The sequence below is a fragment of the Rhodococcus artemisiae genome (assembly GCF_036327795.1).
GTDB lineage: Bacteria > Actinomycetota > Actinomycetes > Mycobacteriales > Mycobacteriaceae > Rhodococcus > Rhodococcus artemisiae.
Genome location: NZ_JAUTXY010000004.1, coordinates 158,918 through 172,741, shown reverse-complemented (window position 1 = coordinate 172,741; position 13,824 = coordinate 158,918). Strand labels below are relative to the sequence as shown.

The 13,824-nt window shown below is 65.4% G+C and carries 8 protein-coding genes; all 8 read left to right on the top strand.

Annotated features, from left to right (window positions below):
- The first annotated feature begins 72 nt into the window (after window positions 1–72).
- Window positions 73–2,979 (top strand): DEAD/DEAH box helicase family protein, encoded by a 2,907-nt coding sequence (locus Q7514_RS10810; protein ID WP_330133252.1) that lies wholly within the window; start codon window positions 73–75, stop codon window positions 2,977–2,979.
- A complete protein-coding gene (locus tag Q7514_RS33315; protein ID WP_330133251.1) occupies window positions 2,871–3,365 on the top strand; it encodes a type I restriction-modification enzyme R subunit C-terminal domain-containing protein in 495 nt (164 codons plus the stop codon). The genes Q7514_RS10810 and Q7514_RS33315 overlap by 109 nt, the downstream gene beginning before the upstream one ends.
- Window positions 3,366–3,467: 102 nt before the next feature.
- Window positions 3,468–5,537: an MMPL family transporter gene (locus tag Q7514_RS10800; protein WP_330133250.1), complete on the top strand. Its 2,070-nt coding sequence runs from the start codon at window positions 3,468–3,470 to the stop codon at window positions 5,535–5,537.
- Between the two features lie 46 nt (window positions 5,538–5,583).
- Window positions 5,584–8,904: a bifunctional lysylphosphatidylglycerol synthetase/lysine--tRNA ligase LysX gene (lysX, locus tag Q7514_RS10795; protein ID WP_330133249.1), complete on the top strand. Its 3,321-nt coding sequence runs from the start codon at window positions 5,584–5,586 to the stop codon at window positions 8,902–8,904.
- Between the two features lie 232 nt (window positions 8,905–9,136).
- Window positions 9,137–11,020, top strand: a complete 1,884-nt coding sequence (locus Q7514_RS10790; protein WP_330133248.1) for a sensor histidine kinase — start codon at window positions 9,137–9,139, stop codon at window positions 11,018–11,020.
- Between the two features lie 68 nt (window positions 11,021–11,088).
- Entirely contained in the window at window positions 11,089–11,688 is a 600-nt protein-coding gene (locus Q7514_RS10785; RefSeq protein ID WP_330133247.1) for a histidine phosphatase family protein, read from the top strand.
- 43 nt (window positions 11,689–11,731) lie between these two features.
- On the top strand, window positions 11,732–12,106 hold the full coding sequence (locus Q7514_RS10780; protein ID WP_330133246.1) for a hypothetical protein: 375 nt from the start codon (window positions 11,732–11,734) through the stop codon (window positions 12,104–12,106).
- Between the two features lie 113 nt (window positions 12,107–12,219).
- Window positions 12,220–13,815 carry a molybdopterin-dependent oxidoreductase gene (locus tag Q7514_RS10775; RefSeq protein ID WP_330133245.1) on the top strand — a complete coding sequence of 532 codons (1,596 nt, stop codon included), beginning with the start codon at window positions 12,220–12,222 and terminating at the stop codon, window positions 13,813–13,815.
- The last annotated feature ends 9 nt before the right edge of the window (window positions 13,816–13,824 follow it).

The window sequence follows — 13,824 nt, the reverse complement described above, 5'->3', positions numbered from 1 at the left end:
GTGCCAAGATCGAGCACAGAACGACACGTCACTGCGCGGGCGCGCACACGAGCGAAGAGAGGACCACGGTCCATGGTGGGGAACTTCGACTTCCTGCAGGCCGAATGGCCGCAGCTGCACGCCGAGGCCAAGAAGGCCGAACGCGACGCACTCTTCGACCCCCGCACCACCTGCTTCTACGCCCGCCGCGTCGTCGAGCACACCGTCAAATGGATTTACCGCACCCAGAACCTGCCGGAACCGTACAAGTCCGATCTTGCGGCCCGACTGCACGACGGCAAGTTCGTCGCCGTCGTCGGGCACTCCCTCGTCGCGAAGATGGACCTCATCCGCCGACTCGGCAACACCGCCGTCCACGAGACCAGGCCCGTCCCGAAGGACGCCGGCACGAAGGCACTCGCGGAACTGTTCCACATCCTGTCCTGGCTGGCCCGCAACTATGCGACGCAGCCGTCGAGCAAGCCGTCGCCGCAGCAGCAGTTCGACCCGGCGCGGTTGCCCAAGCCCGGCGGCGGGGCTGTAGTCGCGAAGACCGTCGCACAGCTCGGCAAACTCGAAGCCGAGTTGGCCGCCAAGGACGCGAAGCTCGAGCAGTCCGAGACCGAGAAGCAGGACCTCATCGCACAGGTCCAGGCCCGCGACGAGGCCGCCGAGAGGGCAGACCTGGAGAAGGCGAGCCTCGAGCAGCTCATCGCGGAGTTGCGCGCCCAGATCGAGGCGGCACACCAGGCCAGTGCCGTCGCCCCCGACACCCACGATTACGACGAGGCGCAGACCCGCCGCGACCTCGTCGATCTGATGCTCCGCGAATCCGGGTGGCTGCTCGACCAGCCGCGAGACCGCGAATACCCGGTCACCGGAATGCCCGACGGCAAGAGCGGATTCGCCGACTACGTGCTGTGGAGCGCCGACGGACGTCCGCTTGCCGTGGTGGAAGCGAAGCGGACGTCCGTGGACCCGTTCGCCGGGAAACAACAGGCAAAGCTGTACGCGGACTGCCTCGAACAGATGACGGGGAACCGCCCGGTCATCTACTACACCAACGGCTTCGAGCACCACTTCTGGGACGACCTGCGCTACCCGGTGCGGCAGGTCGCCGGCTTCCACACCCGCGACGAACTCGAACTGCTCGTCGCGCGACGATCGTCGATGAGGCCCCTGGCCGACATCCCGGTGCCGCAGGAAATCGCCGGCCGGCCGTACCAGGAGAAGGCCATCCGCGCTGTCGCCGAACGGTTCGAGCACGAGAACCAGCGGGCCGCATTGCTGGTCATGGCCACGGGTTCCGGAAAGACCCGTACCGTCGTCGCTCTTGCCGACATGCTGATGCGCGCCAACTGGGTCAAGCGGGTGCTGTTCCTCGCCGACCGCAAGGCCCTCGTCAAGCAGGCCGTCGCCGCCTTCAAGACGCATCTACCCGATTCGTCGCCGGTGAACCTGCTCACCGACAAGAACACCGAGGGCCGCGTCTACGTCTCCACCTATCCCACGATGATGGGGCTCATCGACGAAACTGATAGTGGTGCAAAACGATTCGGTCCTGGTTACTTCGACCTCATCGTCATCGACGAGGCGCACCGCTCCGTGTACCAGAAGTACCGGCACATCTTCGGCTACTTCGACTCGCTGCTGCTCGGCCTCACCGCCACCCCCAAGGACGAGGTGGACTACAACACCTATCAGTTGTTCCAGCTCGAAACCGGTGTCCCCACCGACAACTACTCGCTCGATCAGGCAATCAACGACAGGTTCCTCGTCCCGCCGCGCGCGGTGACGGTGCCTCTGACGTTCCCGCTGCACGGTATCCGGTACGCCGACCTCACCGACGAGGAGAAGAAGCGGTACGAGGGGATCGACTGGGGCGACGACGTCCCCGACGACGAGATCCCCGACGTCGTCCAGGCCGAGGCCGTCAACAAGTGGTTGTTCAACATCGACACCGTAGACAAGGTCCTCGAAACGGTCATGACGCACGGGCATCGCGTCGCGGGAGGCGACAGGCTCGGCAAAACCATCGTCTTCGCGAAGAACGAGCGGCACGCCCAGTTCATCGCGGATCGGTTCGATGCCAACTACCCCGAATTCAAGGGCTCCTTCGCGCGCGTCATCACCCACTCGGTGACCTACGGTCAGGATCTCATCGACAAGTTCTCACAACCCGACCAGGAACCGCACATCGCCATCTCCGTCGACATGCTCGACACCGGCATCGACGTCCCTGAGGTCGTGAACCTGGTGTTCTTCAAACCCGTGCGGTCGAAGTCGAAGTTCTGGCAGATGGTCGGCCGTGGCACCCGTCTGCGACCTGACCTGTACGGCCCCGGCCAGGACAAGACCGACTTCTTCATCTTCGACGTGTGTGGCAACTTCGACTATTTCGATCAGCACCCGGACGCCTCCGAGGGCGCGCTCTCGCCCTCGCTGTCGCAGCGGCTGTTCACCGTACGCACCGAACTCGTGGCGGCACTGGACCGTTCCGGCGCGGCAACCGAACTGCGCAAGGCAACCGCGGACACACTGCACACCCAGGTCGCCGGTATGCGACTCGACAACTTCATCGTCCGCACCCGTCGTCGTGAGGTCGAGATGTACGCCGACCGCGGCGCGTGGGACTCGCTGACGGAGCAGCAGGCCGCCGAGATCGTCGAGGCACTTGCCGGGCTACCGACCACCGTGCGCGACAACGACGAGATGGCCAAGCGGTTCGATCTCGTCGTCCTGCGGGGCCAGCTCGCGGTCATCATCGACGACGGCACCCTTCCGAAACACGAGGGCACCATCCGCGGTGTCGTCGACGGGCTGCTCGAGGAAGGGCTGGCGATCCCGAAGGTCAAGGCCAAAGAGGAACTGCTCCGCGAAACATGCCGGAGATGCGCTCCGGCACCGACGTCGAGCGCTACACCGCGAAGGTGCGCGACTACCTGCGCCGCCAGCCCCACAACCTCGCCCTGCAGAAGGTGCGCTCCGGCAAGTCACTGACCCCGGCCGACCTGGAATCTCTCGAAGAGCTGCTGGCGCGCAGCGGCGCCGGCAACCCCGAATACATGGAACGGGCCATCGCAAACGCGCAGGGGCTGGGGCGGTTCATCCGCTCCCTCGTCGGCCTCGACCAGCAGGCCGTGCAGGAGGTATTCGCGGAGTTCCTCGGGGAACGCACCGCCACCGCCAGCCAGATCGACTTCGTCAACCTCGTGATCAGTCACCTCACCAGGCACGGAGAGATGGACCCGAAGCTGCTGTTCGAGGCGCCGTTCACCGACACCGCACCGCAGGGACCAACCCAGTTGTTCGCACCCGAGCAGACAAGACGGCTCGTCGGTGTCATCCGCTCGATCAGTGACTCTGCAGGAGCAGCCACCGCCTGACTCATCCGGGCGTTCAGACGCTCCGAATCCTGAGCGACCAGCACCCTCGAGGCAACATGGTGCCTGCACGCTCACGCGTGTCCACTCGATCAGGAGGACCTCTTGAGCACCACGACGACACCGAGACCACATCGTTCGCGTCTGCGGTGGCTCATACCCGCTGTTCTGCTTCTGGTCTGGCTCGGGATCGCGGGCGGCGGCGGGCCCTTCGCCGGCAAACTCAGTGAGGTCGCCTCGACCGACGCGAGTTCCTTCCTCCCCGCGTCGGCAGAATCCACCCGTGCCGACGAGATCTACGCCGAGTTCAGGGACAGCGATGCCATCCCGGCAATCGTCGTGGCCGAGCGCGACGGCGGGATCACCCCGGACGACCTGGCTTTCCTCGCCACCGAATCGGCGGGGCCACCGCCCATCCCTTCCGAGGACGGGCAAGCCGCGCAGATGATCGTGCCGATCGACAGCAGCGTCGAGGTCAAGGACGCCGTTTCCGACCTGCGCACCGCGCTCGAAGGGGCACCCGAGGGGCTCACCGTCCACGTGACCGGACCTGCAGGCCAGGCAGCCGACCTGTCGGCCGCGTTCGCCGGAATCGACGGACTGCTACTGCTCGTCGCAGGCGGTGTGGTGCTGCTCATCCTCATCGTCGTCTACCGCAGCCCGCTGCTGCCGTTCGTCGTCATCCTCTCGGCCGTATTCGCGCTCTCGCTCGCCAGCCTTCTGGTCTACCTGCTCGCCGACGCCGGCACGATCGCACTCAACGGGCAGAGCCAGGGCATCATGTTCATCCTGGTGTTCGGCGCGGCCACCGATTACGCGCTGCTGCTCGTCGCGCGCTTCCGGGAGGAACTGCGCATCCAGGAAGACAAGTACGCGGCGATGCGTACCGCGTGGCGCGCCTCGCTCGAACCCATCGCAGCATCGGCCGGCACCGTCATCCTCGGCGTGCTGTGCCTGCTGCTGTCCGACCTGAACTCCAACCGCGGGCTCGGCCCCGTCGCCGCGATCGGTATCGCAGCGTCGTTCGTCGCGTCCATGACGTTCCTGCCCGCAGCGCTGGTTCTGCTCGGGCGGGTCGCGTTCTGGCCCACCCGGCCGAAGTACGAGCCCGGCTTCGACCACGACGACCTCGAACAGGCCCACCGGTTCTGGAGCCGGATCGCCGGCTGGGTGGGATCGAAGCCCCGCCCGATCTGGATCGTATGTAGCCTCGTCCTCGTCGCATTCGCTCTGCTGCTGCCGCAGTTCAAGGCCAGCGGTGTCGCCTCGTCGGACCTGTTCCTCCTGCAGACCGATTCGAAATCCGGACAGCAGATCCTCGGTGAGCACTTCGACGCAGGCAGCGGCTCCCCCACCGTGATCATCGCGAACGAATCGTCGCTCGACGCCGTCACCGACGCCGCCCGCATCGAGGGCGTCACCACCGTCGAACCCGTCACCGGACCCGACGGTGCGCCCGCGGTCGTCGACGGACAGGTCGCGCTCCAGGCCACCCTCTCCAATCCGGCCGATTCGCTCGACGCCGAACAGACCGTCGAACGCCTCCGCGACGCCGTGCACGCAGTGCCCGGATCCGATGCTCTGGTCGGTGGACCCACCGCGGTCGATCTCGATACCAAGGACACCGCCACCCGCGACCGCACGCTGATCATTCCGGTGGTCGCGCTCGTGGTGCTGCTGGTGCTCATCGTGCTCCTGCGGGCGATCGTCGCGCCGATCCTGCTGATGCTCACCGTCATCGTGTCGTTCGCGGCCACGCTGGGTGTGTCGTCGCTTCTGTTCAACCATGTATTCGGATTCCCGGGCGCCGACCCCGTGGTGCCGCTGTTCGCGTTCGTGTTCCTGGTTGCGCTCGGCGTCGACTACAACATCTTCCTCATGACACGAGTGCGCGAGGAAACGAAGCGGGTGGGGACGCGCACCGGCACGCTCCGTGCGCTCACGGTCACCGGCGGGGTGATCACGTCGGCGGGGATCGTGCTCGCCGCAACGTTCTCCGCGCTGGCGGTGATACCGCTGCTGTTCCTGGCGCAGCTCGCGTTCATCGTGGCGTTCGGCGTACTGCTCGACGCATTGCTGGTGCGGTCTCTGGTGGTCCCGGCACTCACGATCGATATCGGCCGCAAGGTCTGGTGGCCCAGCGCGCTGTCTCGCAGGGAGCCCGACACTCGCTAGCGCGTACCGTTCGCAACGCGGGCCCGACAGCGCTACGGTCGGGGGCATGTCTGCGGATCTCACCGCGAGGCCGGATCCACCGTCCCCGGTGACGGTTCCGTCTCCCACAGCGCCCTCACGCTTCCGAGCTCGCCTGACGGCGGTGCCGCACATCCTCGGGGTGGCGCTCGCCGTGTATGCGGGCATCGTCGCATTGTGGTCCCTTTCACCGACGTTGCGCGTCTGGCTCCACACGCCTCGCGAGTACGTCGACGAGTACTACTTCGACGCACCCGACACGAGTCTGTCGTTCGCCCTGGTCGTTGCAGTGCTCGCCGCGGCGATCGCGGGGCGCAAACGTATCGCCTGGTGGATTCTCACGATTTACCTCGGTGGGTTCGCGCTCACGAATCTGATGCTCGCGATCGTGGACCGCGATCCGAATCACCTCGCGGCGCTGATCGTCCACCTGCTGCTCGTCGGCGTACTGTTGCTTTCGTTCGGCGAATTCGACACGCGTGTGCGGCCGGGGTCGATTCCGTGGTCGCTGGCGGTGCTCGTGGGAGGCCTCGCCACAGCGACGCTGATCGGCTGGGGTCTCGTGGAACTGTTCCCCGGATCCTTACCTCCCGAGGACCGCTTGTGGTGGGCGATCAATCGCGTCACCGCCCTGACCTTCATCGACAACGATCAGTTCAGCGGGCACACGCACTGGCTCGTCAGCACCACCCTCGGATTCCTCGGCGCGCTCGCACTGCTCGCCGCGCTGCTCGTGCTGTTCCGATCGCAACGCTCGTCGAATGCGCTCACCGGCACAGACGAATCCGCAATCCGAGCACTCCTGGACAAGCACGGCGACGACTCGCTCGGCTACTTCGCGACACGGCGCGACAAGGCCGTGGTGTTCGCACCGAGCGGCAAGGCCGCCGTCACCTATCGCGTCGAGGTCGGTGTGTGCCTGGCCTCGGGTGATCCCGTCGGCGACCCCGAAGCGTGGCCGCATGCGATCGACGAATGGCTCGGCGTGGCGCGCGCGTACGGGTGGACACCTGCCGTGATGGGTGCGAGTGAAGACGGCGCGCGAGCGTATCACCGTGCCGGATTGTCGGTCCTGCAGCTCGGCGACGAGGCCGTGCTGCACACGCAGGGATTCTCCCTCACCGGCCACGATATGAAGCCGGTACGACAGGCGGTCAGCCGGGCACGTAAACACGGTGTCTCCGTGCGGATTCGGCGCCACTACGATGTGGGCACCGTCGAGATGGCCAATGTCATCCGTCTCGCCGACGCCTGGCGCGACACCGACACCGAACGCGGATTCTCGATGGCGCTCGGCCGACTGGGCGATCCACTCGACGCGAATTGCCTGCTCGTCGAGGCGATCGTCGACGGAACACCGGTCGCAATGTTGTCGCTCGCGCCGTGGGGCGAGAACAACGTGTCACTCGATCTGATGCGCCGCGACCCGGCGGCACCGAACGGCGTGGTCGAGTTCATGATCACCGAGCTTGCCACGCACGCACCACTTTTCGGGATCGAACGCATCTCGCTGAACTTCGCGGTCTTCCGCTCCGCATTCGAAGAGGGTTCTCGCATCGGTGCCGGACCGATCATGCGGCTGTGGCGATCGATCCTGCTTTTCTTCTCCCGGTGGTGGCAGCTCGAGGCGCTCTACCGATCCAACGTCAAGTACCACCCCGAGTGGGTCCCGCGATTCCTCTGTTTCCGCGACAACCGCGAGATCCCTCGCGTCGCACTGGCTTCTTCGGTGGCCGAGGGCTTCCTCACGGTTCCCAGCTTCGGGCGCCGGAAACTTCTGAAGCACACCGGAACCCATTCGATGGTTCCCGATGTCCCCGAAGCAGTTCACGACGGAAGTGCACCGGAATCCGACACCACCTCATCACGTTCGACGTACACTCCTGCGTCTCGTCGACGTCCTGAGCAGGACCGCGTGCGCATGAAGACGTTGGAGCGAATCGTCGAGTACGGCGTCGATCCGTATCCGGTCGCCGACCCGCCGACCCATACCGCCGCCGAAGCGCTCGCGACGACGCGCGGGGGCGCAGTCAAGGTCGCGGGACGAATCCTGCGGATCCGCAACTTCGGTGGAGTCCTGTTCGCCGTGGTGCGTGACTGGTCGGGTGATCTGCAGATCCTCGTCGATCGCGAACGTGTCGGCGGCCGACAATTCCTGTTCGACCTCGGCGATCTCGTAGAAGTGTCCGGGGAGATGGGTCGCAGCCGCACCGGCGAGATCTCTCTGCTGGCCGACTCGTGGAGAATCAACGGCAAATGTCTGCATCCGCTCCCCGACAAATGGCGCGGACTGGTCGATCCCGAGGCCAAAGTCCGCCAGCGCTATGTCGATCTGGCGGTCGACCGCAACGCCCAGCGACTGCTCGCAGCCCGCAGCGCCGTGGTCCGCTCCCTGCGCGACCAACTGCAGGAGCGCGGATATCTCGAGGTCGAGACACCGATCCTGCAGTCCGTGCACGGCGGGGCCAATGCCGCACCGTTCACCACGCATATCAACGCCTACGACACCGATCTGTACCTGCGGATCGCGCCCGAGTTGTACCTCAAGCGATTGTGCGTCGCCGGAATGGAGAAAGTGTTCGAGATCGGACGCGTATTCCGCAATGAAGGTACAGATTTCAAGCATAATCCGGAGTTCACAATCCTCGAGGCGTACGAGGCACACAGCGACTACGAGAAGATGCTCACGCTCGCTCGCGTCCTGATCCAGCGTGCGGCGGTCGCCGCGCACGGACGCGAGATCATTGTGCGTCCGGGAGACAACGGCACGCCGGTGGAGATCGACATCTCTGGTGAGTGGCCGGTGAAGACCTTCCACGACGCGCTCTCCGAGGCTCTCGGCACGTTCGTCGACGCCGAGACTCCCGTCGAGGTCCTGCGCAGGATGTGCGACGAACGCTCGATCGCCTACGATCCGGCCTGGGATGCCGGTGCCACGGCGCAAGAGCTCTACGAGCACCTCGTCGAATCCCGTACCGAATTTCCCACGTTCTACACCGATTTCCCCACCTCCGTCTCACCCCTGACCAGGCCCCATCCACGGAAGCGGGGTGTCGCCGCGAAGTGGGACCTGGTGGCGTGGGGCGTCGAACTCGGCACCGCCTACAGCGAATTGACCGATCCGATCGATCAGCGGGCACGACTCACGGAGCAGTCGCTCCTCGCTGCCGGCGGCGACGAGGAAGCGATGGAACTCGACGAGGATTTCCTGCGCGCACTCGAGCATGCGATGCCCCCGACCGGCGGCCTCGGCATGGGTGTCGATCGGATCGTGATGCTGATCCTCGGCGGCAGCATCCGCGAGTCGCTCGCGTTCCCGTTCGTCAAACCTCGTAGTTCCCAGACGTAGAACCACTTGGATACCGCTCGCTGCACCATTGCGACCTGTGACGTACACCTGCACCGCGGGTGGCCAACTGTCAGTGGTGCACGAGGGGTGTACAAGATCAGATATCCCGTGTAGAACGATGCGCTGGGGTGAAGAGCAGGAACGTTTTCTTCGCCGGAATTCATTCGCGGAGGGAACGTCTCGAAACATGGACCAGCGCAGTATCAGAGGTGCCCAGCCGCATAATTGGCGGTTGAGATACAAGCTCGGTGTCGTCCTCGCAGTCCCATTGCTCGCCGCGAGCGTACTCGGAGGGTTCCGTGTCTCCTCCCAGCTCGACGATGCTCAGCGCGTCGCAGCACTCGCCGACCAGATTGCGGTGGCACCCGCGATGCTCGACTTCTCCCGAGCCGTACTCAGCGTGGCGACAACGGCTTCGCTCGGGCTGCCCGCCGAGTACATGTCGACGGACGACATCGAACGGTCGATGGCTTTCGCCGAACGACTCTCGGTGAGAAGCGATCTCGACCCGAAGATCGCGCAGGATATCGACTCTGTGCTGGCAGATGGTGAGGCACTGTACCTCGCCGCGGTCGGTGCGCAGATCACCCCCGACGAACTGCGCCGCACCACCACCGACTTCCTGACGCGCTGCCGGAACATCATCCGCGTCGTGTTCGACCTCCTCGAGAACAACGACGCGCTGGTGGACGCCACCAACTTGCTCAACGTCTGGGACGCCCAGAGTAACCTTCTCGCACAGATGGAATCCTTCCGCTTTCTGGGCACCAACCCGGAGGCCGCACAGGTGGTCGCCCAGAACGCAATGAACAACGAGGAAGCGACGCTCCGTCTGCTGCTCGAATCCCGGCTCGATACCGGTCAGATCGACGGCATGCTCACAGACATCGAAGGCCGGCGTGCCCTCGTCCGAACCCTGGAGCCAACCCCCGAATTCGGTGAACAACTGGGGTACGCAATGATCGCGGCTTCCGAGCCTTACAGCGCCGCCATCGAAAGCGCCACCCGGAAAATCACCGTCACGCTCGACCGGCTCGCATCCGAGGCACGCACCGCCGCGACCCGTGATGCGATCGTCGTGGGCGCGATCCTGGTGCTCGCCCTCATCATCGCCCTTCTCGTCGCCCGGTCCCTGTCGGTTCCCATGCGCCGCCTCCGCGACAGCACACTTGCAGCGGCGAACATCGAGCTGCCCGCCGCTATCGCGGCCGTCAAGGACGGTGCCGAGGTCGGGAGCGTCAGCCTCGCCCCGATCGGCATCGACACCGATGAGGAAATCGGTGAGCTCGCGAGAGCCGTGGACTCGATGAACACCGAGGCACTCAGACTCGCCGGAGAGCAAGCCCACCTGCGGAAGCAGGTGAACGTCATGTTCGAAACGCTGGCACGACGAAACAAGACCTTGGTGGAGCAGCAGCTCTCGCTCATCGATTCGCTCGAATACCAGGAGAAGGACCCTGTCCGTCTGCAAAGCCTGTTCTCCTTGGACCACCTCGCGGCGCGGATGCGGCGCACCGGAGAGTCCTTGCTCGTGCTCGCCGGCACCCGGCCTCGCACCCGCACATCCCCGGCGCCGCTCGCCGACGTGTTGCGCGGCGCGGTCTCCCAGGTCGAGAACTATCAGCGGGTCCAGATCGGACGCACTCCGCACGGATATCTCCTCGGGATCGCCATCGACGACGTCGTGCACATGATCGCCGAGCTCGTCGACAACGCCCTGCGGGCATCACCTCCGAACAGCGCGGTCCGGCTCGAGTTCGCATCTGCCGAAGGCGGCGGACTCCTCCTCGAGATCGCCGACGTCGGAATCGGTATCCCACGCGAGGCTCTCGACCAGATCAACACGCGTCTTTCCGACGGCGACGAGGCCGATGTCAACGCACCCCGGCAGATGGGCCTGTTCGTGGTGGGACGTCTCGCCGCGCGCAACGGCATGAATGTCCGACTCCGCCCCACGTTCGATTCGGATACCAATGCCGGTGTGACGGCGGCGATCTATTTCCCTTCACACATGCTCGCCGAGATCCAGGCACCGACGACCACGGCGATCACAGAGCGCCCGAGGCGACTGTCCCGAGAGGACGACCAGGTGCAGTACACACAGGGTGGCCGCTGAAGACCCACTGTTTCACGTGAAACGGGGGCGTTCCGACCTGAGTGGGCTCACCTGGCATTGTGGATGCCGTGCAGCTTCTCCTGATCCGCCATGCCCAGCCGGAGTACGCCCGCGTGAACCTGGGGCGCGCTGATCCGTCCTTGACCGAACAGGGTCTGGTCCAGGCCGGACGGCTGGTGGAAGCCCTCGCGCCCTACCGAATCGCGCGGTTGTTCTCGAGCCCGCAACTTCGTGCACTCCAAACTGCACAGCCGCTCGCCGACCGGCAGAAGCTGCCGGTCGAGCAGATCAAGGGACTCGCGGAATACGACTACGACCTCGATCACTACATTCCGTTCGAAACCGCCAAGGAGCTCGGATCCGACGCCTACAAGCGCATCCTCGCAGGCCATCTGCCCGATTTCGTCGATGCGGAACTATTCCGCACCCGCGTGCTGACCTCCGTCGACCAGGTCGTGTCCTCGTGCGCACATGAGGAGACGGCGGTGATCGTCGCGCACGGCGGTGTCATCAACATCGTCCTGCAGGACCTTCTCGGGCTCGAGCTGCCGCTGACATTCCCGATCGAATACGCATCGGTCACGCGCATTCTCGTCTCGCGCACCGGCCGACGCCGAGTAGCGTCGATCAACGAGACAGGGCACGTGCGCGACACATTGCGTGTGTGAATCGAGGCACGCCGTCGAGCGCGCACGCCTACGCTGAAGGACCATGCGAACCCTCACTCGAATGGTCTCGATCGTTGCCCTCACCGGTGCAGCAGCACTCGGCGCAGCAGGCACCGCGGCTGCCGAGGAATGGCCCTCCGACAACGGTGCGGTCAGCGTAGTCGAGAATCCCGCATTCCTCGTTCCGGCCGACGGCGAATTCTGGAATCCGCTGGTTGCCGAGAACAGGCTCACGTCGCCGTACGGCCTCTCGACGCGCATCGCGTGCACGCAGTTCCACGGCGTGCTCCTCGAGTGCTGGCAGGCCGACCAGAACGGGAACCCGCACAAGCTCACCGCGCTCCCGTTCAACTTCCCGGCGGTCACCGGTTCCTCGCAGCCGGGTGGCGGTCCGTCGCACTTCGTGTATCTCGGCTGATTTCGTGTATTTCGGCCGATATCGGTAAGCGGCGTCGTCCGCTGCCGCACCGGGCGCACCCATCCGATTCGTTATCGGTGCCGAAGTCCTCGACATGGTGGGAGGACGACGGCATGACGACGAATGAGGAACGTGCGCACGACGGGTCCGGCGAATCAGGGGATCGTCGCCCGCGTGTGCGGCCAGGCCTCCCGGTGCGTGTGCTCTCCGGAGTGCTGGCAGCTGCGGTCACGCTCGGTGTCGGCGAACTTGCGGCGGTGCCGTTCGGATCGTCCGCGTCTCCGTTCTTCGCGGTGGGATCCACGACTGTCGATCGAAGTCCCTCGTGGGCGCGAGAGATCGCGATCACCGCCTTCGGCACCAACGACAAGGCGGCGCTGTTCATCGGGATGAGCATCCTGATCGCGATATTCGCCGTGCTTGCCGGAGTCGTCGAACGGCCGCGGCGCCCCTACGGCAGTCTCGTACTCGTGGCTCTCGGCATCGTCGGGATGTACGCGGCCACGAGCCGTCCCGGGGCGACCGTCGTCGATGCCACCCCGACGCTCACGGGTGTCGCTGCCGGCGTCCTGACCCTGATGCTCCTCACACGTCGCGCCGACGAGATCGACCATGCAGCACACACCGGCACAGAGGTGCCTCGCCGACAATTCCTTGTACTGGCAGGCGCCGCTGCGACCCTCGCAGTAGCCGCGGGTGTGGCAGGTCGCAACCTCGCGGGCACGCTCGCCGGAGCCATCAGCAACCGCATGGCATTCGTCGCCCCGCTCGTCTCTGCGAGAAACCGGGCTCCGGCCGTCGCGCCGGGCACCGACATCGCGATACCCGGGGCGACGCCGTTCGTCACCGGCAACAACGCCTTCTACCGCATCGACACCGCATTGCAGGTTCCTATGCTCACCACCGACGACTGGTCTCTGCGGATACACGGCATGGTCGACCGGGAGATCAGGTTGAGCTGGAGCGATCTGATGGCCCGCACACCGATCGAACGGACCATCACTTTGACCTGCGTGTCCAACGAAATCGGCGGCGCTCTCGCCGGCACCGCCACCTGGGTCGGCTATCCGATCAAGGACCTGCTCGACGAGGTCGGCATCTCCCCCGACGCCGACATGCTGTTGTCGACCAGTGCCGACGGGTTCACCGTGGGAACGCCCATCGCAGTCCTGCGGGACGGACGGGACGCACTGCTCGCGGTGACGATGAACGGTGAGCCGCTGCCGTTCGAGCACGGCTATCCCGCCCGGCAGGTGGTACCCGGCCTGTACGGATTCGTCTCGGCCACCAAATGGGTTGTGGACTGGGAAGTGACCCGGTTCGACCGGGCGCAGGCGTACTGGACGCGTCGTGGTTGGGCCGAACAGGCACCCATCAAGACAGCATCCCGGATCGATGCCCCGGCGTCCTTCGCGCGGGTCCGGGCCGGCGAGGTACTGGTGGCAGGCACCGCATGGGCGCAGCACCGCGGTATCGCACGGGTCGAGGTACGAGTCGACGACGGACCATGGAACGATGCGACCCTCTCCGAGGAGTACTCGATCGACACCTGGCGACAGTGGTATTGGAGCTGGCAGGCGTCGCCCGGCACGTACACACTTCAGGTACGGGCCACCGATCGGGACGGCGAGATCCAAACCGAAATGCGTGTCGAGCCGATCCCTGACGGAGCCAGTGGATGGCACACCCGCTCGATCACTGTGGTGTGAGCACGGAAG